This window comes from Streptomyces sp. GbtcB7 (assembly GCF_019091445.1).
Classification (GTDB): Bacteria; Actinomycetota; Actinomycetes; order Streptomycetales; family Streptomycetaceae; genus Streptomyces; species Streptomyces mirabilis.
Genome location: NZ_JAGXJM010000003.1, coordinates 1 through 23,763 on the forward strand (window position 1 = coordinate 1; position 23,763 = coordinate 23,763).

A 23,763-nucleotide genomic window follows, 5' to 3' on the forward strand; every position below is an offset into this window, starting at 1 on the left:
CGACACCACGAGAGCGGAACCGAAGGGAGGAATAATCCCCTCGGTTCACAGCGTCCTCGCTGTGCGCCTACCGAGACCATGCCCGGCAGGACTTTTTCAAAGGAACCTCGCCCCAGCCGATCGGCCGGAGACGGGGTATCAACATATCTGGCGTTGATTTTTGGCACGCTGTTGAGTTCTCAAGGAACGGACGCTTCCTTTGTACTCACCCTCTCGGGCTTTCCTCCGGGCGCTTCCCTTCGGTCTTGCTGTCTTGCTTTGTTCTTGCGTTTCCGACTCTATCAGACCGTTTCCCGATCCGATTTCCTCGGTGCTTTCCAGGTTCCCGCTTTCGCGTTTCCCTTTCCGGCGGTCCAAACACTATCAGCGATTTTCCGTCTCTCTGACCACGGCTCTGCGGACATGCAGAACCAGACCCCGAGATAGGATCTGACAAGTTGGGTGCTGCCAGGCAAGGACGCTTGGTCGCGTCGCTCGGCCTCAAGCAGGAGTACGACTCTACATGGGGGTTTGGAGCGCGCGCAAATCGTTTGCGCGGTGTTCTAGGGCCGCCAACCGGGACCTCTCATGCGGAACCGGTAGTTCGTATGACATACCCTGCTCAACAGTGCGCCGTCCGGTACAGGCAGTGACGGCCCATATGAATCTCCACCCCTGGGAGGCTTCCCATGACCATCGTGACGTCCCCTCTTGCAGGACGCGCCATCGGACTCACCGCGGTACCGGATCCCGTCTTCTCCGGAGCGATGGTAGGCCCCGGCACGGCGATCGACCCCGTGCGTGAGCCCGGGGAGGCTGTCGCCCCCGTGGACGGGGTGATCGTCTCGCTTCATCCTCATGCCTTTGTCGTCGTCGACGCAGAGGGCCATGGCGTGCTCACGCACCTGGGCATCGACACAGTGCAGCTCAACGGCGAGGGCTTCGAGCTTCTCGTCAACAAGGGTGACACCGTGACGCGCGGTCAGGCCGTCGTGCGCTGGAACCCGGCTGCCGTCGAGGTGGCCGGCAAGTCCCCGATCTGCCCGATCGTGGCGCTCGAGGCAACGGCCGACTCTCTCAGCGATCTCCGCGAGGACGGCGATGTGAAGGCCGGCGACGCCCTTTTCAGCTGGCAGTGACATCAACAGCACTGCCGTCATAGACGGCAGGTTCGAAAACCACCGCGGCGGCGGGACGCGCCGCACTACCGGAGACGGGTGAGATGGAGACAACGCTGCGAGGCGTCGGCGTGAGCCACGGTGTGGCGATCGGCGAGGTTCGGCACATGGGAACGGCGGTGCTTGAGCCGCCTGCCAAGCAGATCCCGGCGGAGGACGCGGAGCGCGAACAGGGGCGCGCCCGTAAGGCCGTCGAGGCTGTGGCGGCCGATCTGATGGCGCGCGGCAATCTGGCGGGGGGCGAAGCCCAGGCGGTGCTCGAGGCGCAGGCCATGATGGCCCAGGACCCCGAGCTGATGGCGGACGTGGATCGACGTATCGCGGTCGGCAGCACGGCCGAGCGTGCCGTCTATGACGCGTTCGCCTCCTATCGCGCGCTGCTGGCGGGTGCCGGTGAGTACCTCGCCGGTCGTGTGGCCGACCTCGACGATGTGCGGAACCGTATCGTCGCCCGGCTGCTCGGGGTGCCCATGCCGGGCGTCCCGGACAGCGACGAGCCGTACGTCCTTATTGCTCGTGACCTTGCGCCCGCGGACACCGCGCTGCTCGACCCCACCCTCGTTCTCGGCTTCGTCACCGAGGAGGGCGGGCCGACCAGCCACAGCGCGATCCTGGCTCGGGCGCTCGGAGTGCCCGCCGTCGTCGCGCTCCCCGGCGCCGGAGAGCTCGCCGAAGGCACGGTGATCGCCGTGGACGGCAGCACCGGCGAGATCTTCGTGGAGCCGAGCGCCGAGAAGCGGGCGCAGTTGGAGGCCGCGGCTGCCGAGCGGAAGGCGGCGCTGTCGGCCTCCACCGGACCAGGTGCCACCTCCGACGGACACAAGGTCCCGCTGCTGGCGAATGTAGGCGGTCCCGCCGATGTGCCGGCGGCCGTCGAGGCCGGTGCCGAGGGTGTCGGTCTGTTCCGTACCGAGTTCCTCTTCCTGGACGACAGCAAGCAGGCGCCGTCCGAGGAGAAGCAGGTCGAGGCGTACCGGCAGGTGCTGGAGGCGTTCCCCGAGGGGCGTGTCGTGGTGCGGGTGCTGGACGCGGGCGCGGACAAGCCGCTGGAGTTCCTCACTCCGGCCGACGAGCCGAACCCGGCACTGGGTGTGCGGGGTCTGCGCACCCTGCTCGACCACCCTGATGTCCTGCGTACGCAGCTGACGGCGCTCGCGAAGGCCGCGGAGGGGCTGCCGGTCTACCTCGAGGTCATGGCGCCGATGGTCGCCGACCGCATCGACGCCAAGGCGTTCGCGGACGCGTGCCGTGCCGCCGGGCTGAAGGCGAAGTTCGGCGCGATGGTGGAGATTCCGTCGGCCGCGCTGCGGGCTCGCTCGATCCTCCAGGAGGTCGAGTTCCTGTCGCTGGGGACCAATGACCTCGCGCAGTACACCTTCGCCGCCGACCGGCAGGTGGGTGCGGTGTCCCGCCTGCAGGACCCGTGGCAGCCCGCGCTGCTCGACCTGGTCGCCGTGTCCGCCGAGGCGGCGAAGGCCGAGGGCAAGAGCTGTGGTGTCTGCGGTGAGGCCGCGTCCGATCCGCTGCTCGCGTGTGTGCTGACCGGTCTGGGGGTCACCTCCCTGTCGATGGGTGCCGCGTCCATTCCTTATGTCCGGGCGACGCTCGCCAAGTACACGCTGGCGCAGTGCGAGCGTGCCGCCGCGGCGGCACGTGCCACGGACACGGCCGACGAGGCGCGCACGGCGGCCCAGGCGGTGCTGTCCGGCGAGTAGCCGGGACCGTTCGTCGAGCGAAGGTTGCTCAGGGGCGCTTCACCTGCGGGTGGGGCGCCCCTTCGCGTTCAGTGCGTGTGGCCAGTCGCCTCCCCTCCGCTGCCGAGGTCGGGTGGTACGCAGTAGTCGACGCCTGACTCCGGGGAGACGAGGTCTCCGGATGTGACATCGGTGCAGTAGGCGTCGAAGACCTCGCCTGCGGTGAGGGGTTGCAGGCCTTCTCCGCGCAGCCGCCATCCGTAGACGCGGTCGGTCGTGTCGGGGGCGGTGGTGCGCATGACGAGTCCTCCGGCGCTGCCGGTGGCAAGACCCAGGGCCAGGACGGTGGTGAATTCGAGGGCTTCCGCCTCGTCGAGGCGGGTGGTGCCCTCGGCGTCGTCGTCGGCCCGCAGCACCGCGACGAGTGTTTCTGGTGCCGCGGAGACGCTGCACACGAGTTGGCGCTCGCCGGGGCTCGCGGTGTCGAGGACGCGGGTGAGCAGGTGGGAGGCGCGGGCGAAGGACGCTCGTCCGATGTCCTCTCCGCAGGACGCGCAGTTGCCGATGCGGGCCAGGAGTGTGGTCGCGTACTCCCAGGTCGCTTTTCGGACGGCTTCGTCGACGAGGTCGGGGACGAGTTCGGCGAGGGGCTGTCCCTCGTACGCGACGGTGGGGCCGGTGGCGGCGAGTTCGGCGGTGAAGCGTGTGCGGCTGGCGGCGGTGTCGGGTTCCAGGCCGTTGTGGGCGCAGAACTCCGCGTACTCCTCGGGGTCGAAGAGCGCGACCGTGGTGTGGCTGCCTTGGGCTGCCAGGGTCCTGAGCAGGGATTCCACCTGCTGGAGGTAGGTCGTGTGGTCGTCGAACGTGAAGGTGCGGTAGCGCCGCATCACCGTGAAGTCGTGCTCGTCGGTCAGCAGACCGATGGTGCCGGCGATTTCGCGGCGCAGGACGCGTCGCATGGTCTGGTGCTCGGTGTGCGCCATGTTTCCCCCTGTGCGCAGTCGATCAATGCTCACTCACAGTAACTGGCGGCACTGACAACGCGGTGCGGGAGAGCGGGTCGCGCACCAGGTGGTGCTGAAACACGCAGGTCACGGCGATGGTCGCGCCGAAGGCCGTCCAGCCGAGGGGGCCGGTTGCGATGGCCGCGGTGACGGCGAGTGGCCCGATGCTGCGCTGGGCGGACTGCGCCAGTCCGTGGACGCCCAGGTAGGCGCCCTGGGCCGTCCCGGGCGCGAGGGCGACCGAGAGTTCCCAGGAGACGGTGGCGTGCAGCATCTCCGCCACGGTGAAGGCGACGGCCGAGGTCGTGAGGAACAGCGTGGCGGTGAAGGCTCCGCCCGTGGCCGAGAGTGCCATGGCGACGCCACCGAGAGCGAAGGCGGCGGACAAGGGGAGCAACAGGGAGCGCGCGGCGGCCGTCGTGGCGCCGAAGCGGGCCAGCGGGACCTGAAGGGCCACGACCATCAGGTTGTTGAGGACCATGAGCAAGGGGGCGAGGCCGTGAGGGGCTTGGTCGGAGTGGGCGATCCAGAGCGGCAGGCCGACCTTGAACACGGCGTCGTCGAGGCAGAGGACGGTCTCGGTGGCTACGTACGCGAGATAGCCGCGGTCGCGCCAGGGGTTGGCCGGCCTGGTGGTGGGGGCCGGGTCCTTGGACGTGGCGATCGTGCGTGCGGGGGACGGCGGTTCGGCGCAGCGCACGGTGAGGAGGGCTGCGGCGACGAACGACAGCGCGTCTCCTGTCAGGAGCCACTGGTAGGCGGTGGTGGTGCCGATGGTGAGAGCGGCTGCTGCGGTGAGGCCGCCCAGGGCCCATCCGGCGTTGGCGACGGTTCTGGTGACGGCCTGGTAGCGGACGCGGTCGGGTCCGGAGACGCGGGTGGCGTACAGCTTGGTGAGGACGTTGGCGGCCCGGTCGCCGAAGCTGCCGACGGCCGAGAAGGCCAGGAGCAGGGCGTAGTTGTCGGTGGTGAGCAGGGCGAGGGAGGCCAGGGCTCGGAGAATCTGCAGGGAGATCAGGACGCGGGTGAGGGGCAGGCGGTCGGCGATGCTGCCGCCGAGCGGTGCGCCGGCGATGCCGATGGCCCCCGAGACCGCGGCGAGGGTGCCGACCTGTGCCACGGACAGGCCGGTGACGTAGGTGAAGTACAGGACCGACACGGCTGCCCACAGGCCGCTGCCGGTCCGGTCGACGAGGGCGATCCAGAGCATTCTTCGGCCGTCTGGGCCTCCTGGAATGCGTGTCGACCATGCGGCTGCGCGGCTGATCGGTCCCACCGTTCCCCCCTTGCCTACACTTATGTATTGATACATACTTGGTAACGTGGCAACACAATATGGGATCAGTGGCGCGACGGCCAAGGGAATTGCCTCGTCCGTCGAACGAGGCGTGGCCGAGGGCGCGTTGGGGCCGGGGGCGGCGCTGCCTCCGGTACGCAGGCTTGCCGACGAGCTCGGAGTGAGCCCGGGGACGGTCGCGACGGCGTACAAGGAACTTCGGCGGCGCGGGATCGTCGTGACGCGCGGGCGGGGCGGGACCGTGGTCGCCGCGGCTCCCTCGGTGGCTTCGCGGCGACCACCGAAAGTGCCGGACGGGCTGCGGGACCTGGCGGGCGGCCATCCCGACCCTCGGCTGCTTCCGCACCTGGTGCCGCCCTCACGGCTCTCCCCCGGCGCGCGGTCGCACCGCAGCACGCCGCGCCTGGCGCGGTTGGAGGACGCCGTGCGCGACTGGCTGCGACCGGACGGGGTGCCGACGGAACACGTGACCTTCGCGCACGGCGCGCTCGATCTGATCGGGCGACTGCTGTCGGTGGAGTTGCGTCCCGGTGACGCCGTCGCCATGGAAGACCCCGGCTATCACCATCTGCTGGACCTGGTCACGGCGCTGGGGCTGCGTACGGTCCCGGTGGCCGTGGACGACCAGGGGATGCGACCCGAGGCCTTGCGCGACGCGCTACGGGCCGGCGTACGAGCGGTGGTGTGCAGTCCACGGGCGCAGAATCCGTACGGCGGTCGCTTCTCGGCGGAGCGCCGGGACTCTCTGGTCGCCGTACTCCAGGAAGAGCCCGACGTGCTCGTGGTGGAGAACGACCATGCGTCCGCCGTCGCTGATGCGCCTCTTCATGCTCTGGCCGCGGGCGGCCTTGCGCGCTGGGTGCACGTGCGGACCGTGAGCAAGTTCCTCGGGACGGACCTGCGGTGGGCGGCTGCGGCCTGCGATCCGATCACGCTGGCCCGGCACGACGGCCGGATGCTGCTCACCTCCGGCTGGGTCAGTCACCTGCTCCAGGAGACGGTGTACGAGCTGATGACGGACGACGACACGCGCGCGTTGGTCGCCCGCGCACAGGACACGTACGCGCTGCGGCGGAACGCACTGCGACACCAACTCGCGGAACGTGGGATCCCGTCTCATTCCGTGAGCGGATTGAACGTCTGGGTACCGGTGCGCGACGAGTCGGCCGTCGTCAATGGGCTGCGGTCCTACGGATGGTGGGTCGCGGCGGGTGCGCGGTTCAGGCTCGCTTCCGCGCCCGGTGTACGGATCTCGGTCGCGGAGCTCGAACCCTCCGACGCGGTGCGCCTGGCCTCGGACTTCGCTGTCGTGCTCGGCGAGTCCGAGGCCACCTACGGAGGTTGATCAGCCGCGCTTGCGGGCCAGCTCTTCGTAGAAGTGCAGCAACTCGACGTTGTCCACGGAGCCGACGTTGACCGCCTTCTCCAAAGGGGCTCCCTGGAGAAGGCGCTTGACCGGAACCTCGATGCGTTTGCCCGTGAGGGTGTGCGGGACGCCGGGCACCTCGATGACCTCGTCGGGGACGTGGCGCGGGGAGAGCTGTTCGCGGATGGTCTGCTTGATGCGGTTCAGGAGGGCCTCGTCGAGCGCGGCGCCGGGGACGAGGTGGACGAAGAGGGGCATCCAGTAGCCGCCGTCGGGCTGTTCGACACCGATGACGAGCGACTCCTTGATCTCGGGGAGGCGTTCGACGGCTTCGTAGATGTCGGCCGACCCCATGCGCACGCCCTGGCGGTTGAGCGTCGAGTCCGAGCGGCCGTGGATGACGACGGAACCGCGCGAGGTGACGGTGATCCAGTCACCGTGGCGCCACACTCCGGGATAGGTGTCGAAGTAGCTGTCGTGGTAGCGGCTGCCGTCGGGATCGTTCCAGAAGCGGATGGGCATGGACGGCATCGGGTTGGTGACCACCAGCTCACCGACTTCGTCGATCAGGGGCTTGCCGCCGGAGTCCCACGACTGGAGGTCGGTGCCGAGGCCGGGCGCCTGGAGTTCCCCGATGTACACCGGGAGCGTCGGCACCGCTCCCGCGAAGCAGGAGCACACGTCCGTGCCACCGCTGACGGAGGCGATCCACAGATCGTCGCGGACCTCGTCGTGCAGCCAGCGGAAGCCGTCGGGCGGCAGGGGCGAGCCGGTCGTCGCGACGCACCGCACACGCGTGAGGTCGAAGTCCTGGGAGGGGTGGACGCCCGCCTTGCGGCACGCCATCACATACGCGGCGGACGTGCCGAAGAGGGTCGCTCCCGTACGTTCGGCGATCCGCCACTGGGCACCCGTGTCCGGGTATCCGGGGCTGCCGTCGTAGAGGACGATCGTGGTGCCCGTGAGCAGGCCGGAGACGAGGAAGTTCCACATCATCCAGCCGGTGGACGTGTACCAGAAGAAGCGGTCCTCGGGGCCGAGGTCGCAGTGCAGGCCCAGTTGCTTGAGGTGCTCGACGAGGATGCCGCCCTGGGACTGGACGATGGCCTTGGGGAGGCCGGTCGTGCCGGAGGAGTAGAGCACCCACAAAGGGTGGTCGAAAGGGACCTCTTCGAAGACGGGCGCCACGTCCGCCGAGGTCAGCTCGGACCAGTTCAGGGCGCCTTCGGGGGCTTCGGTGCCGAGCAGTGGGATGTGGACGACGGCGCGCAGGGTCGGCAGTTCGCGGCGCAGCTCGGCGACCACGTCACGGCGGTCGTGCTCCTTGCCGCCGTAGCGGTAGCCGTCGACCGTGAAGAGCACGACGGGTTCGACCTGCTGGAAGCGGTCGAGGACGCTGCGCGCGCCGAAATCGGGGGCACAGGACGTCCACACGGCCCCTACGGCGGCCGTGGCGAGCAGGGCGGCCACGGCCTGCGGAATGTTCGGGAGATAGCCGCTGACGCGGTCCCCGGGGCGTACCCCGAGGGCGCGCAGCTCGGCGGCCAGGGAGCCGACCTGACGGCGCAGCTCGGACCAGCTCACCGGGGCCGGCTCGTGGGTCTCGTCGACGTACAGGAGCGCTGGTTCGTCCGTGCGGGTCTCGGCCGCGCGCAGGGCGTGCTCGGCGTAGTTCAGGGTCGCCCCGGGGAACCATTCGGCGCCGGGCATCGAGCGGTCACCGAGCACGCGCGCGTAGGGGGTCGAAAACCGTACGTCGAACCACTCGGTGACGGCCTTCCAGAACGTGTCCAGTTCCCGTACCGACCAGCTGTGCAGTGCCGGGTAGCCGCCGTCGGACGGGGCTCCGTGGTGCTCGGCCGCCCAGGCCTGGAACTTCGTGACCTGCGCCTGGGTGATGCGCCCTGGGTCGGGCTGCCAGAGCGCTGAGGGGTTCGCGGTGGACATGAATCGGCTCCCGGACTGTGTGCGTCGGTCGCGCACGAGCTGGGGTGTGCGCGTCACGCGGCTGACACGGACGATGCCATGTGATCGACTTCCGCACCAGGGTGCGCCGCAGATGGTCGTCCGCGTGAAGATGTGCCCCCATCACGGGTGAACGGCAGTTGAACGACTCACTCATTTGGCGCAGGCAATGGCAGGGTGAGCAGCATGGACGGTCGTGACCTGGTGCGTTCGGTGAAGACGGTCGGTTCGACGGGGGCGGCCCAGGGCTTGCGTACCGTGCGGGCCGCTTGGCGAAGGAGGCGTGCCGACGCCGCCGGGCTACCGCGACGGGGGGCCGAGCGCGCGCGGGTGCCCGGCCCGGTGGAGGGGGCGGAGCCGGGGCCCGGGGGTGGGGTCGTCCGGTTCGCGCGGTCCGAGTTGAGGATCACGGTCGCGGTGAGCGGGGCGGTGTTCTGGGGCTGGGACGGGGCCGGTCCGGAGCCGTCCTACGCGCTCGCGGGCCGTTGCCCGGAGCCGGACCCACGGGCCGTGCTGGAGCCCGACAAGGACGGCGGCTGGCGGGTGGTGGCCGAACGAGTGACGGTCGTCGTCTCGCGGCACGGCGCCGTGGAGGTGCAAACCCCGGGTGGTGTGATCCTGCGCCGTGATCTGCCGCCCCGTTGGTGGGAGCCAGTCGACGGGGGCGGCGCGCGGTGGATGCAGCGCTCGGAAGTGGCCGCCGACGCTCGGTTCTTCGGCCTGGGCGGGCGCGCGGCCGGTCCCAGGCTGCGTGACGGGACGTACCGGCTGTGGAACACGGATCCCGGGCACGCCTTCGCGCCGGACGACGATCCGCTGTACATCACGATGCCCGTGCAGATGGTGGTCTCCGACGCGGGCACGCATCTCGTGTTCCACGACACCTCCTGGGACGGCACGGTGAACCTGCGCGAGGGAGAGGAGGGCGCGGGGTCGGGGCACGACCGGGCGGGAACGTGCGAGTTGCGGTTGGACGGTGGCCCGCTGCGCTGCTGGTTGATGGTGGGCACCCCCGCTCGCGTGCTGCACGCCTGGGCCTCGCTCACCGGGGCGCCCGCGCTGCCGCCCGCGTGGGCTCTGGGACACCATCACGCGCGCTGGGGCTTCGGCAGCGAGCAGGAGGTGCGGCGGATCGTCGCGGGCTATCAGGAGCGCGGTCTGCCCCTCGACGCGGTCCACCTGGACATCGATCACTACGACGCCCATCAGGTGTTCACGGTGGACCGGGAGCGCTTCCCGAAGCTGCCGGTGCTCGCCGAGGAGCTGCGCCGCGACGGCATCCGGCTGGTGTCGATCGTCGACCCGGCGGTCAAGGCCGAGCCGGGCAACGCGGTGTACGACAGCGGTCTCGCCGAGGACGCCTTCGTGCGGGACGGTTCGGGCCGGCTTGTGCGGGGTGTCGTATGGCCCGGGGAGTCGGTATATCCGGACTTCACGCACGCGCGTGTGCGGGAGTGGTGGGGCAGCCTCTACGAGGAACGGCTGGCGCAGGGGTTCGCGGGATTCTGGCACGACATGAACGAGCCGACGTCGTTCACGGCGTTCGGGGAGTCGACGCTGCCGAGGTCGGCTCGGCACTCCCTGGAGGGACGCGGCGGCGACCATCGTGAGGCGCACAACGTGTACGCCCTGGGCATGGCCCGAGCCGCGTACGAGGGCCTGCGCGAGCTGGATCCCCAGGAGCGGCCGTTCCTCTTCTCGCGCTCCGGGTGGGCCGGAATGCAGCGCTACGGAGGGACCTGGTCCGGAGACGTGGCCACGGGCTGGCCCGGGCTGCGGGCTTCGCTGTCACTGGTGATGGGGCTCGGGCTGTGCGGGGTTCCGTACTCGGGTCCCGACGTGGGCGGTTTCGACGGCAGCCCGTCTCCCGAGCTGTACCTGCGGTGGTTCCAGCTCGGCGCGTATCTGCCGCTGTTCCGTACGCACGCGAGTCTGCGGGCGGGTCGCCGGGAGCCGTGGGAGTTCGGTGACGACGTACTGGAGCACGCGCGCGTGGCTCTCGTCGAGCGGCGGCGGCTGCTCCCGTACTTCATGACGCTGGCGCTGCTGGCGCGCCGCACGGGCGCTCCCTATGTGCGGCCCCTGTGGTGGGCGGCGCCGGAGGACCGGGCGCTCAGGGACTGCGAGGACGCCTTCATGCTGGGTGACTGCCTTCTTGTGGCACCGGTGCTGGACCATGGGGCCGACCGTCGTGCGGTGCAGCTGCCCCGGGGGCGTTGGTACGACACGGTCACCGAGGAGGTGTACGAGGGGCCGGCCCAGGTGTTGCTCGATGCCCCCTTGTCGCGGATTCCGGTGCTGGCGCGCGCGGGTGCCGTCGTGCCCGTCCGGGGCGACGACGGCGGCCTGGAGCTGGAGGCGTGGGCTCCGGCGCGCGGGCGGGTCGGGGGCGGACTCGCCGTGCCGGACCGCGGCGACGGCTGGGACGAGCCCGAGCTCGAACGCTATGTGACGCGCTGGGAGGGGCAGCACGTGGTCGTGCGGCGGGACGGAGAGGGCGGAGCGGGCACGCCGGAGTATCCGGTCCGGGTGCGGGGCCTCGGGACGCGATGACGGCCTCCGAGAACCCTGTGGGACCCCCTCAGACGTACCGTCCCTCGAAACATGCACGCGCCGCCAAGGTGTGCAGCGGGAAGGCGAGCTCGGTGGGCCGGCGCAGCAGGTGCCAGCCCTCGGTCTCGTCCGTGGCGGCGGACGGCGGCAGTTCGGCGGCCGGGCGCTCCGGTAGGAGCCCGAAGAGCAGCAGGTGCCCGGCGGGAGAGCTCATCGCGTCGGCGAGCCGCACCTCGCGGCTCGCCACGTCGATTCCCGTCTCCTCCTTGAGTTCCCGGGCGACGGCGTGTCGCCAGTCCTCCCGGTGGTCGATGAACCCTCCGGGCAGCGCGATGCCTCCGCGCGCGGGGGCGATGGTCCGGGTGATGACGACCAGGGCGGTGCCCCTGTCGTCGTACACGGGCTGCAGGGCCACCGCGACCGGCAGCGGATTGCGGTAGGCCACGCCGCCGCAGACGGCGCAGGTGCGGGGCCAGCCGGAGTTGGCTTCTCCGTAGGGTGCTCCGCAGCTCGAACAGTGCGAGTCCGGCGCGAAGTCGGCGGGTGGGTGCGGGGTTGCGGACACGCCGCGGACTGTAGCCGATCACTTCTCGCTCGTCTTCGGGTGCCTCATCAGGTGCGGGTCCGGGCGCCCGTCGAAGTGCGTCTCGTGATGCGGTCCGCCCCGCCGTCACGGGGCGGACCGGCCCGGCTCAGGGGGACGAAGCCAGTGACTCCTTGGACACGGGGAAGTCGAAGTACGTGTCGGGGTAGGGCTCGGGCTTGTACGTGTAGTGCCACCACTCCTCGGCGAGGTTGACGAATCCGAGGTCTTCGAGGGTGCTCTTCAGGAGCAGCCGGTTGGCTCGCTGCACGCCCTGGACGCGTGGGTCCAGCGTGTGCGCGAGGGTGTCGAAGCAGTCGAAGCCGGTACCCATGTCCACGGAGTTGTCCGGGAAGCGCCCGTCCTGGGGCGCGTAGCAGGGCACGAGGGGTTCTCCGGGGACGTACGGGCGGGTCGGCTTCGCCGGCAGCCGCACGATCGTGAGGTCCATCGTCGAGCCGCGGCTGTGTCCGGACTTCTCGGCGATGTAACCGTCCTCGAACAGACGGGTCTTGTCGACCTGCGGATAGAACTCGGGCTTCATCGCCTGATCGTCGAGGTCCTCGGCCCAGCGCACGAAGTGGTCGACGGCGCGTTGCGGCCGGTAGCAGTCGTACACCTTGAGGGTGTAGCCCTCGTGCAGCAGTGTCACCTGAGCCTTGTGGAGGGCTTCCGCGGCGGGTCGGGTGAGGATGCAGATCGGCTGCCGGTAGCCGTCGACGCGCTCGCCCACGAAGTTGTGCGGCGTGAAGTAGCGCATCTCCTGGATGATCGTCGGGTCCACGGATCTCAGGGCCAAGAAGTCCTCGGGAGCCTTCGGCTCGGGCGTCGCCCGGGCGGTGGCGGAGGCGGCGGTCACGGCCAGTAAGGCGGCGAGCGTGGTCACCAGACCGCGTACGGCGGTGGAGAGTCGTGTCATGCCCCCTGCATCTATCAGGTGCGGGATCCGTCGGGGAAGGGATCACATGCGGTCGGGCACCATCGAGTGAGGGAATCAGCGGATCGCCCAACGGGCCCAGGAGCCGCACCGGGAGGCACGGCCGGAACCACCCCCGTGAGCCCCGGCCGCACCTCTCGATACTCCGACGCCCAGGAGGCCTCCACGGTTCTCTCCGTCGCGCTGCCCATTTCCCGATGCCCGTGGCACACTTCTGACGCTCCGTCAGATCCAGTGTCATGGAGGGGTCTTGTCGCGTACACGCACACCTGTGGTCACCGGATGGTTCGCCGGGGACGGGGACGACTTCCGTCTCCTCGGCACGCGCTGCTCCGCGTGCGCCTCGGTCTTCTTCCCCCGCGAGGACGCCTTCTGTCGAAATCCGGGATGCCGGGGCGGTGAGCTGACCGAGGTCCCGCTGTCCCGGCGCGGTCGCGTCTGGTCGTACACCGACAGCCGGTACCGGCCTCCGTCACCGTATGTGACCGATCCGGAACTCTCGTGGGAACCCTATGCGTTGATCGCTGTGGAGCTGGAATCCGAGCGGCTCGTCGTACTCGGCCAGACGGTTCCCGGGATCACCGTCTCCGACCTGGCGGTGGGCATGGAAGTGGAGGTCGTCCCCGGCGTGCTGAACGAGGACGAGGAGACGACCTGGACGACGTGGCACTGGCGGCCGACGGGGGTGACGGCATGAAGGGCATGTGGCGTACGGGGGTGACGGCATGAGCGGTGAGGTGGCGGTGCTCGGCGCGGGCATGCACCCGTGGGGCAAGTGGGGGCGCGGATTCGTCGAGTACGGGGTCGTGGCGGCGCGTGCGGCGCTGGCCGACGCGGGGGTCGACTGGCGGGACGTCGGCTCGGTCGTGGGCGCCGACACCGTGCGCGCCGGCTATCCGGGGTACGTGGCGGGAGCGACGTTCGCGAAAGCCCTGGGCTGGCAGGGAGCGCGGGTCACGAGTGTGTACGCCGCGTGCGCGTCGGGGGCGCAGGCCATCAACGCGGCGCGGGCACAGATCCTTTCGGGCCTCGCGGACGTGGTCCTCGTGGTCGGCGCCGACGCGGCGCCCAAGGGATTCTTCCGTCCTGCGGGCGGGGACAGGCCGGACGATCCCGACTGGCTGCGGTTCCGGGTCCTCGGAGCGACGAATCCGACGTACTTCGGACTGTACGCACGGCGGCGGATGGCCGTGCACGGGGACACCCTGGAGGACTTCGCACAGGTCAAGGTGAAGAACGCCGCCCTGGGGGCGCTGAATCCGAACGCGCGGTACCGCAAGAGGGTCACGGCCGAAGAGGTGGCGGGTTCCGCCGTCGTCGCCGACCCGTTGCGGCTGCTCGACATCTGCGCGACGTCCGACGGGGGCGCCGCCCTCGTGCTGTCGAGCATGGACTTCGCGCGACGCCACGGGGCGGCGGACCCCGTACGGATCCGCGCGGTGTCGACGGTGACACCGCGCTACCCCAACACCGTGCTCGACCTCCCGGACATCGCCACGGACTCCGCCGTCGCGGTGGAACCCGCGCCCGGCACCTTCCGGGCCTCGATCGCGCGGGCGGCGTACGAGGAGGCGGGCATCGGTCCCGAGGACCTCTCGCTCGCCGAGGTGTACGACCTGTCCACGGCCCTGGAATTGCAGTGGTACGAGGACCTGGGGCTGTGCGGGGAGGGGGAGGCCGCGAAGCTGCTGCGGGAGGGTGCCACATCGCTGGGCGGGCGCATACCGGTGAATGTCAGCGGCGGACTGGCCTCCTTCGGAGAGGCCGTTCCGGCGCAGGCCATAGCCCAGGTGTGCGAGCTGACATGGCAGCTGCGCGGGGACGCGGGCGACCGGCAGGTCGCGAGCGCGCGCGTGGGAATCACGGCGAACCAGGGGCTGTTCGGACACGGTTCGTCGGTCGTCGCCGTCCGTTGAGTCGGCGGCCGGCCGAATGCACCGCGTCCAGGGGCGGCGTGCGCCGCGACGACCGCCGTCCGCGGAGGCTCGCCCCGCGGCCGTCCGCACTCGGTGTGACGACCTCGGAATGCTGCGTGAACAGCTCGTGAATCGCGCCCGGGCGTGCGCGGGCGGGGCCAGTATGCTCCCGTGCCCTCCTGGACGGATACTGTCCGCTTCGCCTTCCAGCCGGTCGTCAACCTGACGACCGGAGGGGTTGCGGCGCTGGAGATACTCGCCCGTCCCGAATCCGGCGACATCCTGGCACAGGCCCGCCGCGACCCCGAACTCGACGGGCGGCTGGCGGCGTTGGCGATCCGCGCAGCGGCCCGCAGGGAGACGATGCTGCCGCTGCACGTGAATGTCTTCGCCGGGACACTGGCCGATCTCGGACGGCTCGCGGCGCTGCGCGACGCCGTGCGCGAGGCCGGTCGGCTGCCGTGGGAGGTGACGATCGACATCGTTCCGCCGTACACGCACGTGCCTCACCACGCCCTGCTGGAGGCGGTGTCCACGGTGCGGAGCGAAGGCTTCCGGATCTGCGCGGACGGGGTGGGCGACGGCGACGTACCCCTGCGGCTGCTCACGGACCTCGCGCCCGAGCTGGTGAAGCTCGATGCGTCCCTGCTGACGCGGCCGGCGGCGGTCAGGGCGATGCGGACGCTGTGCGAGCAGCTGGGCGCACTGCTGTCCGTGGAGGGTGTCGAGACGGAGCTGCAGTGCGCGGCCGCGGTGTCGGCGGGGGCGCAGTTGGCGCAGGGCGAGCTGTTCGCGCCGCCCGCACGGCTGCCCGTCGCGGACGTATACGTTCCGGCCCTCTCCCCCGGCGTCGCGGCGGCCCCCCGGTCGGGACCGTCGGTGCGGCAGTTCGTGCGGCCCGCCGCGCTGCTGCCCGCGACGGCCTCCGCGGGGCAGGTGCGGGCGCTGCTCACCGGCTCGCCCGACGTGTCCGGTGTGCTGCTCGTGGATCCCTCCGGGATCCCGGTCCGCTCGGTGCACCGGTCACGGTTCCTGCTGTCGATGTCGGGGCCGTACGGGCATGCCCTGTACGCCGACCGGCCGGCCGCCAAGCTCGGCGATCCGCCGCGTACGGTCGGCGTCGACGCGACCGCGTGGGAGGTCCTCGACGTGGTGGCGGACGGCGAGCGGGACCGTACGTCGGACGATGTCGCGGTCGTCGATCACTACGGGCGGTGCGTGGGGGTCGTACGTCTGGCCGATCTCGTACGAGCGCTCTCCGAGAGCCGGGTCGAGGAGGCGGCCGGGCTCAACCCGCTGACCAGGCTGCCCGGTTCGGACGCGATCACCGGCGAGGTGGACCGGCGGATCGCCGACGGCCGGACGTTCGCGCTCAGTTGGCTCGATGTCGACCACTTCAAGCAGGTCAACGACGGAGCGGGCTTCGCCGCGGGCGACGAGCTGATCCGGGCGGTCGGGCGGACGCTGCAGCACGCGGCTTCCGGGACGACCCGGGTGGGGCACATCGGCGGCGACGACTTCTTGGTCCTCGCGGAGCCGGAGACTCTCGGGCCGCTGGCCGGCACGGTACTCGACGCGCCCTGGTCGGCGGGTGGACGTCCCGTCACCTTGTCGCTGGCCACGGTCCTGTGCGCGCCGGGCAGCGTGACCGATCACCGACAGGCGGCGGCCTGTCTGGCACCGCTCAAGCAGGCCGCCAAGGCTCTGAGCGGGGCGAGTTGGGTGCTGGGGCGGCCGGGACTGCCGGGACATGAGGTCCTGCGTGGTTCGGGGGCGGAGCGGGCACAGGCCGGTTGAGCGACGGACCGGGAGGGTTCTGAGCAACGGCCGTGCTGCCTGGGACCCCTGTGACGGGTGAGAGCGAAGGGACGGTCGGCCCGAGACCGTGTCCCGGGCAGGCCCGTACCGTGTCCCGATCTTGGCCCGTTCACGGCCTTCAACCGTTGCCGTCGGCGACCTTGACGCCCTCTGGGCGCCGGTGAACACTTCCGGATGTCAGTCGGCATCGCCGCATTCGGGCGTCTTCAGGCACCGCACCGCTCGGGTTCCCGACCTGTTTCCAAGGCCGTCCCCCACGGGCGATTCCGCTGCGACGGCACGCTCGTCACGGACGCCGGGCGGGGCGCGGGACCTCCCTGCCTTCGGCTGAAGTAGCCATGGGAAACGCACCCCGCACGGTGGCCCGGAGCGGACCGCTCCGGGCGAGGCCTAGGAGCCGCCATGAGCAACGGAGACATTTTTGTCGGCGAGTTGATCGGCACTGCGATTCTGATTCTGTTCGGCGCGGGGGTCTGCGCCGCGGTCACCCTCAACAAGTCCAAGGCGCAGGGCGCCGGCTGGGTCGTCATCGCGTTCGGATGGGGTTTCGGCGTGCTCGCCGGGGCCTACACCGCGGCGCCGCTGTCCGGCGGTCAGATCAACCCGGCCGTGACCATCGGTTTCGCCATCGAGGGCTCGACGAAGTGGGAGGACGTGCCCTTCTACATTCTGGGCCAGTTCGCGGGCGCCATCGTCGGCGCCGTGCTCTGCTGGCTGCTCTACCTCGGCCAGTTCAACCTCAACGCCGACGAGGACAAGGCCATCGAGACGCTGGGCATCTTCTCGACCCGGCCAGAGATCAACCATCCCGTGCAGAACCTCCTCACCGAGACCATCGCCACCGTCGGCCTGATGCTGCCCATTCTGGCCATGGTCGGCGGCCACAAACACGTGGCCGGGATCGGCGACGCCGGACTGCCCGTCCAGCTCATCGCGTTCCTCGTGGTCGGTATCGGACTCTCGCTGGGCGGCCCCACCGGGTACGCCATCAACCCGGCCCGCGACCTGGGACCGCGCCTCACCCACGCATTGCTGCCGATTCCCAACAAGGGCACCTCGGAGTGGAGTTACTCCTGGATCCCGGTGGTCGGCCCGATCGCCGGTGCCGCCATCGGGGCCGCGATCTACAACGCAGCCTTCTGACGAGAACGCAGGCTTCCAACGCAGCCTTCTGACGTAGAAGACGTAAGGGGACGTCATGACGGAGAACGCCGAGAAGTACGTCGCCGCAATCGACCAGGGCACCACCTCCAGCCGCTGCATCATCTTCGACCGGAGCGGCGCGATCGTCGCCGTCGATCAGCGCGAGCACCGCCAGATCTTCCCCAAGCCGGGCTGGGTGGAACACGACGCCACCGAGATCTGGTCCAAGGTGCAGGCGGTCGTCGCGGGAGCGATCGCCAAGGCTGGGCTGCGCGCCGACCAGTTGAGCGCGCTCGGCATCACCAACCAGCGCGAGACGACCGTCCTGTGGGACCGGGCCACCGGCAAGCCCGTGCACAACGCGATCGTGTGGCAGGACACCCGGACCTCGGCGCTCTGCAACCAGCTGGGCGGCACGGACGGCCAGGACCGCTTCCGCGAACAGACCGGCCTGCCGCTGGCCAGCTACTTCTCCGGCCCCAAGGCGGCCTGGCTGCTCGATAACGTGCCGGGGCTGCGCGCGCGTGCCGAGCGCGGCGAGATCGCCTTCGGCACCATCGACTCCTGGCTGATCTGGAACCTGACCGGCGGCACGGACGGCGGTCGGCACGTCACCGACGTCACCAACGCCGGGCGCACCATGCTGATGAACCTGGAGACCCTTCAGTGGGACCCGTCGATCCTCGCGGCGATGAACGTCCCCGAGGCGGTGCTGCCCGAGATCAGGTCGTCGGCCGAGGTGTACGGCACCGCCGTGGGGCAGCTGGCGGGCGTTCCCGTCGCCTCGGCGCTCGGCGACCAGCAGGCGGCGGTCTTCGGGCAGGCCTGCTACGACGTGGGCACCGCCAAGAACACGTACGGCACCGGCAGCTTCCTGCTGCTCAACACCGGCAACCGGCCCGTCCCCTCGAAGAACGGGCTGCTGACGACCATGGGCTACAAGATCGGCGGCGAGGCGCCTGTCTACTGCCTCGAAGGGTCGATCGCGATCACCGGCGCCCTGGTGCAGTGGTTCCGCGACCAGCTCGGCATCATCCGCAACGCCGACGAGATCGAGACGCTGGCCGCGAGCGTCGACGACAACGGCGGCGCGTACATCGTGCCGGCGTTCTCGGGCCTGTTCGCCCCCTACTGGCGCTCGGACGCGCGCGGTGTCGTCACCGGCCTCACCCGGTACGTCACCAAGGCGCACCTCGCCCGCGCGGTCCTGGAGGCGACGAGCTGGCAGACCCGTGAGGTCGTCGACGCCATGTTCCAGGACTCCGGTGTGCAGATCACCACCCTGAAGGTGGACGGCGGCATGACCAAGAACAATCTGCTGATGCAGCACCAGGCGGATGTCCTGGGCGTGCCGGTGATCCGTCCCCGGGTGTCCGAGACGACCTGTCTGGGCGCGGCCTACGCGGCCGGGCTCGCGACCGGTGTGTGGAACGACCTCGACGAGCTGAAGTCGCACTGGCAGAAGGACGTCGAGTGGACACCGTCCATGGAGGCCTCCGTGCGCGACCGTGAGTACCACAACTGGCGCAAGGCGGTGGAGAAGAGCTTCGGCTGGCACGAGGACGACGTCAGCTGAGACAGGGGTCCACGCGCGCGTGCGTCTCGCGTGAGCCACACGCGTGTGCGGGACGACGGCCCGTACCCCGGTCGGCGGGGGTACGGGCCGTATGCGCGGTTCGTATCGTATGTACGGGTCAGGTGGTGACCGGTTCGCGTCGGTCGGCTCCGTACGCCATCGCGTGCTGGACGACCTCGATGAGGACCTCCTTGGCCGACTCCCGGTCTCTCGCGTCGCACAGGACGACCGGAACGTCGTCGTCGAGGTCGAGTGCCTGGCGGACCTCGTCGACCGGGTACCGGGCCGATCCTTCGAAGCAGTTGACGCCCATCACGAACGGTATGGAGCGCCGCTCGAAGTAGTCGACGGCGGCGAAGCAGTCCTCCAGGCGGCGCGTGTCGGCGAGCACTACGGCGCCCAGGGAGCCGGAGGCGAGCTCGTCCCACAGGAACCAGAAGCGGTCCTGTCCGGGCGTCCCGAAGAGGTAGAGCACCAGGTCCTCGCGGAGCGTGATGCGGCCGAAGTCCATGGCGACGGTGGTGGTGTGCTTGCCCTCCACGCCGCTGGTGTCGTCGACCGGGCGGCCCGCCTCGGTGAGCACCTCCTCGGTGCGCAGCGGTTTGATCTCGCTGACCGCGCCGACCAGGGTCGTCTTGCCCACCCCGAAGCCACCGGCCACCAGGATCTTGAGCGTGACGGGCTCGACCGGGGGCTTGCCGCGCTCAGAACGCCCGAAGATCATCGATCTCTTCTCCTGCTTGATGGGGGTCGTGGGACGGTGGGCCGTAGCCCCCGCCGCCGGGGGTTTCGATGACAAGTACGTCGCCGGGGCCGACGTCCGCCGTATCACTTGCGCCAAGTTCCGTGACCGTGCCGTCCGCGCGCTCCACCCGGTTGGCGCCGAGCGCTCCGGGCTCGCCGCCGGCCATGCCGTAGGGCGGGACCCTGCGGTGCTGGGACAGTGTGGAGACTGTCATGGGCTGCTGGAACCGGATACGGCGCACGGCACCGTCCCCGCCGCTCCAGCGCCCGGCTCCGCCGCTGCCCGGCCGGACCGCGAACTCCTCGAGCTGGACCGGCAGTCGCCACTCCAGGATCTCGGGGTCGGTGAGCCGCGAGTTGGTCATGTGGGTCTGTACGACGGAGGCGCCGGGGAAGCCGTCGCCCGCGCCGGATCCGGAGGCCACGGTCTCGTAGTACTGGTAGCGCTCGTTGCCGAAGGTGACGTTGTTCATCGTTCCTGACCCTTCGGCCTGCACGCGCAGGGCTCCGTACAGCGCGCCGGTGATCGCCTGAGAGGTCTCCACATTGCCCGCGACCACGGCGGCGGGGGCCTCGGGAGCGAGCATCGAGCCACGCGGCACGACGATGTCGAGCGGGCGCAGACAGCCGTCGTTGAGCGGGATGTCGTCGGCGACCAGCGTGCGGAAGACGTACAGGACGGCGGCGTTGACCACCGCGAAGGGTGCGTTGAAGTTGGTGCTGAGCTGCGGGGACGTGCCCGTGAAGTCGACAGTGGCGGAACGATTTTCGCGGTCTACGGAGACCCGGACACGGATGACCGCCCCGGAGTCGGTCTCGTAGGCGAACTCACCGTCGTCCAGGGCGTCGATGACGCGGCGTACGGCTTCCTCCGCGTTGTCCTGCACGTGCCGCATGTAGGCCTGGACGACGTCGAGGCCGAAGTTCTCGATCATGCGGGCGACTTCGTCGACGCCCTTCTGGTTGGCGGCGATCTGGGCACGCAGGTCGGCGAGGTTGGTCTTCGGATTGCGCGAGGGGTAGGGCGCCTCGGTGAGCAGGCGGAGCGTCTCGGCCTCGCGGAAGCGGCCGTTCTCGGCGAGCAGCCAGTTGTCGAAGAGGATGCCCTCTTCCTCGATGGTGCGGCTGTTCGCGGGCATGGAGCCCGGGGCGATGCCGCCGATCTCGGCGTGGTGTCCGCGCGAGGCGACGTAGAACAGGATGTGCTCACCCTCCGTGTCGAAGACCGGGGTGATCACGGTGACGTCGGGGAGGTGGGTGCCTCCGTGGTACGGGTCGTTGACCGCGTACGTGTCGCCCGGGCGCATGCTGTCGCCGCGTCGCCGGATGACCTCCTGCACGCTCGTGCCCATCGAGCCCAAGTGGACAGGGATGTGAGGGGCGTTGGCGACAAGGCTGCCGTCGGGGTCGAAGAGCGCGCAGGAGAAGTCCAGGCGTTCCTTGATGTTGACCGACTGGGCCGTGGACTCCAGGCGGGCGCCCATCTGCTCGGCGATGGACATGAAGAGGTTGTTGAAGACCTCGAGGAGAACCGGGTCCGCTTCCGTGCCGAGATCGGAACTCTGCGTAACCGCCACGCGTTCCATGACCAGATGCCCGTCGTCGGTCGTCGCGGCCCGCCAGCCGTCGTCGACGACGGTCGTCGCGCTGGCCTCGGTGATGATCGCGGGGCCGGTGACCGTTTCACCGGGGGGCAGTTCCTCGCGGCGGTGCAGGGGTACGTCGCGCCAGGCGCCGCCCGTGTGGAGGCTGACCGTCTGCGCCGCGCCTCGGGCGGACGAAGACGTCACGAGGGCGGAGAGATCGGGGGGTTCGGTGAGTCCGGTGGCTTCTACGGAGAGGGCTTCCACGACGACCGGACGGTCGAGGGTGAAGGAGTAGGTGGCGCGATGGCGTTCCTCGAAGGCGTGGGTCATGGTGTCGGGCTCGGTGAGCTCGACGGTGAGAGCCGTGTCCGTTCCGTCGTAGCGGAGTTGGGCGCGGCGGGTGACGCGGATGCGGTCCTCGGGCACGTCCTCGGCGAGGAGTTCGGTGCGGGCGGCGCCCTCCAGGTCGTCGGCGGTCTTGAGGATGCCGGGCATCGCGGAGGCCTCAAGGGGGGCCTCCACGGACTGCTCGCGCATGGCCGTCGTGTCGGCGAGTCCGATGCCGAGGGCGGACAGGACGCCGGCCATGGGCGGGACGAGGACGGTGCGGATGCCGAGCGAGTCGGCGACCATGCACGCGTGCTGGCCGCCCGCGCCGCCGAAGGTGGTGAGCGCGTACCGGGTGACGTCGTGGCCCTTCTGGACCGAGATCCGCTTGACCGCGTTGGCGATGTTGGCCACGGCGATCTGCAGGTAACCCTCCGCCACCTGCTCCGGGGTGCGGTCGTCGCCGGTCTTCTCACGGATCTCGCGCGCGAGGGCGGCGAACCGGTCGCGGACGAGGGTGTCGTCGAGGGGCTGGTCACCGTCGGGGCCGAACACTGTGGGGAAGTGGGTGGCTTGGATGCGGCCGAGTGCGACGTTGGCGTCGGTGACGGTGAGCGGGCCGCCACCGCGGTAGCAGGCGGGGCCGGGGTCGGCACCGGCCGAGTCGGGGCCCACCCGGTAGCGGGAGCCGTCGAAGTGGAGCACCGAGCCGCCGCCCGCGGCGACGGTGTGGATGTCCAGCATGGGCGCCCGCAGCCGGACCCCGGCGATCCGGGTGGTGAAGACCCGCTCGTACTCGCCCGCGAAGTGCGAGACGTCCGTGGAGGTGCCGCCCATGTCGAAGCCGATGACACGGTCGAAGCCGGCGAGCTGCGACATCCGGGCCATGCCGACGATGCCGCCCGCCGGGCCGGACAGGATGGCGTCCTTGCCGCGGAACTGACCCGCTTCGGCGAGGCCTCCGTTGGACTGCATGAACATCAGTCGCACGCCCTGGAGCTCATCGGCGACGTGCTGGACGTAGCGGCGCAGCACGGGCGACAGGTAGGCGTCGACGACGGCCGTGTCACCGCGCGGGACGAGCTTCATCAACGGGCTGACCTCGCTGGAGAGCGAGATCTGCGGGAAGCCGGTGCGTGCCGCCAGTTCGCCGACGGCCTCTTCGTGGGCGGGGTGGAGGTGACTGTGCATGCAGACGACGGCGACGGCCCGGATCCCGGAGTCGTACGCCTCCTGGAGGGGCCCGGCCAGGGCGTCCAGGTCGGGGGCGCGCTGGACCGTGCCGTCGGCGGCGATCCGCTCGTCGACCTCGACCACGCGTTCGTAGAGCAGCTCGGGCAGTTCGATCGCGCGGGCGAAGATGTGGGGGCGGTTCTGGTAGGCGATGCGCAGGGCGTCGCGGAAGCCTCGGGTGATGACGAGGAGGGTGCGCTCTCCCTTGCGTTCCAGGAGGGCGTTGGTGGCGACGGTGGTTCCCATGCGGACGGCGTCGATCCGCGCGCCCTGGGCGTCCTGACCGCTGCCGAGGAGTTCACGGACACCTGCCACCGCCGCATCGGCGTACCTCGCCCGGTTCTCGGACAGCAGTTTGTGCGTGAGCAGGCGGCCGTCCGGGCGTCGCGCGACGATGTCGGTGAAGGTGCCGCCTCGGTCGACCCAGAACTGCCAGCCTGTCACGTCTGCTCCCCGCTTCCGCCCAGCTCAGAGCGCCCGGAGGCCGCTGATCACGTCGCGCAGAATACTCTCGTCCGGCAGCTCGGCAGGGGGTACGGGACGTGTCACATGGACCATTTCCTCGGTCACGAGGTCCCCGATGAGGACCCGGACGACTCCGATGGGCAGGTCGAGCTCGGCGGCGAGCTCGGCGACCGACTGGGGGGTGTCGCGGCAGAGCTCGACTATGTCCACATGTTCCGGGGACAGCGAATGGTCGGCTTCGGGGTCGTCCGCGTGGGGCTCCGTGACGACCACCGCGATCAGGTCGAGGCGATGCTGGGCCGGACTGGTGGTGCGCCCGCGTGTCATGGCATAAGGACGGACCACCGGTCCGGCGTCGTCGTCGAACCAGTGGCGTTTTCCCTGACCGTCTCCGCTCAT

Annotated in this window: 17 protein-coding genes; 9 read left to right on the forward strand and 8 right to left on the reverse strand. The window is 70.2% G+C overall.

The window, feature by feature from the left end:
- Positions 1–668 precede the first annotated feature (668 nt).
- Both KVT44_RS05345 and ptsP read left to right on the forward strand, forming a co-directional pair.
- Positions 669–1,118, forward strand: coding sequence for a PTS glucose transporter subunit IIA (locus KVT44_RS05345; RefSeq protein ID WP_099923862.1), 450 nt, complete (start codon positions 669–671; stop codon positions 1,116–1,118).
- Between the two features lie 83 nt (positions 1,119–1,201).
- Positions 1,202–2,872: a phosphoenolpyruvate--protein phosphotransferase gene (gene ptsP, locus KVT44_RS05350; protein WP_099923861.1), complete on the forward strand. Its 1,671-nt coding sequence runs from the start codon at positions 1,202–1,204 to the stop codon at positions 2,870–2,872.
- 68 nt (positions 2,873–2,940) lie between these two features.
- Here ptsP and KVT44_RS05355 read toward each other — a convergent pair whose 3' ends face one another.
- Entirely contained in the window at positions 2,941–3,834 is an 894-nt protein-coding gene (locus tag KVT44_RS05355; protein ID WP_099923860.1) for a hypothetical protein, read from the reverse strand.
- Positions 3,835–3,856: 22 nt separating this feature from the next.
- On the reverse strand, positions 3,857–5,065 hold the full coding sequence (locus tag KVT44_RS05360; RefSeq protein ID WP_217566278.1) for an MFS transporter: 1,209 nt from the start codon (positions 5,063–5,065) through the stop codon (positions 3,857–3,859).
- 112 nt (positions 5,066–5,177) lie between these two features.
- Here KVT44_RS05360 and KVT44_RS05365 point away from each other — a divergent pair, with 112 nt between their 5' ends.
- A complete protein-coding gene (locus KVT44_RS05365) occupies positions 5,178–6,497 on the forward strand; it encodes an aminotransferase class I/II-fold pyridoxal phosphate-dependent enzyme (RefSeq protein WP_217566279.1) in 1,320 nt (439 codons plus the stop codon).
- Here KVT44_RS05365 and KVT44_RS05370 read toward each other — a convergent pair whose 3' ends face one another.
- The gene (locus tag KVT44_RS05370) at positions 6,498–8,465 is read right to left on the reverse strand and encodes an acetoacetate--CoA ligase (RefSeq protein ID WP_217566280.1); all 1,968 of its coding nucleotides are present in this window, start codon (positions 8,463–8,465) and stop codon (positions 6,498–6,500) included.
- 204 nt (positions 8,466–8,669) lie between these two features.
- On the opposite strand from KVT44_RS05370, the gene KVT44_RS05375 reads away from it, so the two are divergent.
- Positions 8,670–11,036, forward strand: coding sequence for a TIM-barrel domain-containing protein (locus KVT44_RS05375; protein ID WP_217566281.1), 2,367 nt, complete (start codon positions 8,670–8,672; stop codon positions 11,034–11,036).
- 28 nt (positions 11,037–11,064) lie between these two features.
- On the opposite strand, the gene KVT44_RS05380 is transcribed toward KVT44_RS05375, so the two are convergent.
- Both KVT44_RS05380 and KVT44_RS05385 read right to left on the reverse strand, forming a co-directional pair.
- Positions 11,065–11,601: an NUDIX domain-containing protein gene (locus KVT44_RS05380; RefSeq protein ID WP_217566282.1), complete on the reverse strand. Its 537-nt coding sequence runs from the start codon at positions 11,599–11,601 to the stop codon at positions 11,065–11,067.
- Positions 11,602–11,728: 127 nt separating this feature from the next.
- Positions 11,729–12,538, reverse strand: coding sequence for a M15 family metallopeptidase (locus tag KVT44_RS05385; protein ID WP_217566283.1), 810 nt, complete (start codon positions 12,536–12,538; stop codon positions 11,729–11,731).
- 289 nt (positions 12,539–12,827) lie between these two features.
- On the opposite strand from KVT44_RS05385, the gene KVT44_RS05390 reads away from it, so the two are divergent.
- The 5 genes from KVT44_RS05390 to glpK all read left to right on the forward strand — a co-directional run bounded on the left by KVT44_RS05390 (position 12,828) and on the right by glpK (position 19,009).
- The gene (locus KVT44_RS05390; protein WP_190173462.1) at positions 12,828–13,253 is read left to right on the forward strand and encodes a Zn-ribbon domain-containing OB-fold protein; all 426 of its coding nucleotides are present in this window, start codon (positions 12,828–12,830) and stop codon (positions 13,251–13,253) included.
- Positions 13,254–13,281: 28 nt separating this feature from the next.
- Positions 13,282–14,472: a lipid-transfer protein gene (locus KVT44_RS05395; protein ID WP_075027475.1), complete on the forward strand. Its 1,191-nt coding sequence runs from the start codon at positions 13,282–13,284 to the stop codon at positions 14,470–14,472.
- Between the two features lie 171 nt (positions 14,473–14,643).
- Positions 14,644–16,269, forward strand: coding sequence for a GGDEF domain-containing protein (locus KVT44_RS05400; RefSeq protein WP_190173449.1), 1,626 nt, complete (start codon positions 14,644–14,646; stop codon positions 16,267–16,269).
- Between the two features lie 423 nt (positions 16,270–16,692).
- Complete coding sequence (locus KVT44_RS05405) at positions 16,693–17,433, forward strand: MIP/aquaporin family protein (protein ID WP_099923853.1); 741 nt, start codon at positions 16,693–16,695, stop codon at positions 17,431–17,433.
- 55 nt (positions 17,434–17,488) lie between these two features.
- Positions 17,489–19,009: a glycerol kinase GlpK gene (glpK, locus tag KVT44_RS05410; RefSeq protein WP_095855875.1), complete on the forward strand. Its 1,521-nt coding sequence runs from the start codon at positions 17,489–17,491 to the stop codon at positions 19,007–19,009.
- 118 nt (positions 19,010–19,127) lie between these two features.
- Here glpK and KVT44_RS05415 read toward each other — a convergent pair whose 3' ends face one another.
- The 3 genes from KVT44_RS05415 to KVT44_RS05425 are packed head-to-tail and all read right to left on the reverse strand — an operon-like array spanning position 19,128 to position 23,763.
- Positions 19,128–19,733, reverse strand: coding sequence for an ATP/GTP-binding protein (locus KVT44_RS05415; RefSeq protein ID WP_054237193.1), 606 nt, complete (start codon positions 19,731–19,733; stop codon positions 19,128–19,130).
- A complete protein-coding gene (locus KVT44_RS05420) occupies positions 19,714–23,343 on the reverse strand; it encodes a hydantoinase B/oxoprolinase family protein (RefSeq protein WP_217566284.1) in 3,630 nt (1,209 codons plus the stop codon). Before KVT44_RS05420 ends, KVT44_RS05415 begins: the two co-directional genes overlap by 20 nt.
- Positions 23,344–23,367: 24 nt before the next feature.
- Positions 23,368–23,763, reverse strand: a complete 396-nt coding sequence (locus KVT44_RS05425) for a DUF742 domain-containing protein (protein ID WP_054237191.1) — start codon at positions 23,761–23,763, stop codon at positions 23,368–23,370.

What these genes read in the sequence shown, in the direction of transcription:
- KVT44_RS05425 (WP_054237191.1), bottom strand. Translation starts at nt 23,763, where the DNA reads ATGAGCGGAGACGGTCAGGGAAAACGCCACTGGTTCGACGACGACGCC.
- KVT44_RS05375 (WP_217566281.1), top strand. Translation starts at nt 8,670, where the DNA reads ATGGACGGTCGTGACCTGGTGCGTTCGGTGAAGACGGTCGGTTCGACG.
- KVT44_RS05370 (WP_217566280.1), bottom strand. Translation starts at nt 8,465, where the DNA reads ATGTCCACCGCGAACCCCTCAGCGCTCTGGCAGCCCGACCCAGGGCGC.
- glpK (WP_095855875.1), top strand. Translation starts at nt 17,489, where the DNA reads ATGACGGAGAACGCCGAGAAGTACGTCGCCGCAATCGACCAGGGCACC.
- KVT44_RS05395 (WP_075027475.1), top strand. Translation starts at nt 13,282, where the DNA reads ATGAGCGGTGAGGTGGCGGTGCTCGGCGCGGGCATGCACCCGTGGGGC.
- KVT44_RS05385 (WP_217566283.1), bottom strand. Translation starts at nt 12,538, where the DNA reads ATGACACGACTCTCCACCGCCGTACGCGGTCTGGTGACCACGCTCGCC.
- ptsP (WP_099923861.1), top strand. Translation starts at nt 1,202, where the DNA reads ATGGAGACAACGCTGCGAGGCGTCGGCGTGAGCCACGGTGTGGCGATC.
- KVT44_RS05345 (WP_099923862.1), top strand. Translation starts at nt 669, where the DNA reads ATGACCATCGTGACGTCCCCTCTTGCAGGACGCGCCATCGGACTCACC.
- KVT44_RS05415 (WP_054237193.1), bottom strand. Translation starts at nt 19,733, where the DNA reads ATGATCTTCGGGCGTTCTGAGCGCGGCAAGCCCCCGGTCGAGCCCGTC.
- KVT44_RS05360 (WP_217566278.1), bottom strand. Translation starts at nt 5,065, where the DNA reads ATGCTCTGGATCGCCCTCGTCGACCGGACCGGCAGCGGCCTGTGGGCA.
- KVT44_RS05355 (WP_099923860.1), bottom strand. Translation starts at nt 3,834, where the DNA reads ATGGCGCACACCGAGCACCAGACCATGCGACGCGTCCTGCGCCGCGAA.
- KVT44_RS05405 (WP_099923853.1), top strand. Translation starts at nt 16,693, where the DNA reads ATGAGCAACGGAGACATTTTTGTCGGCGAGTTGATCGGCACTGCGATT.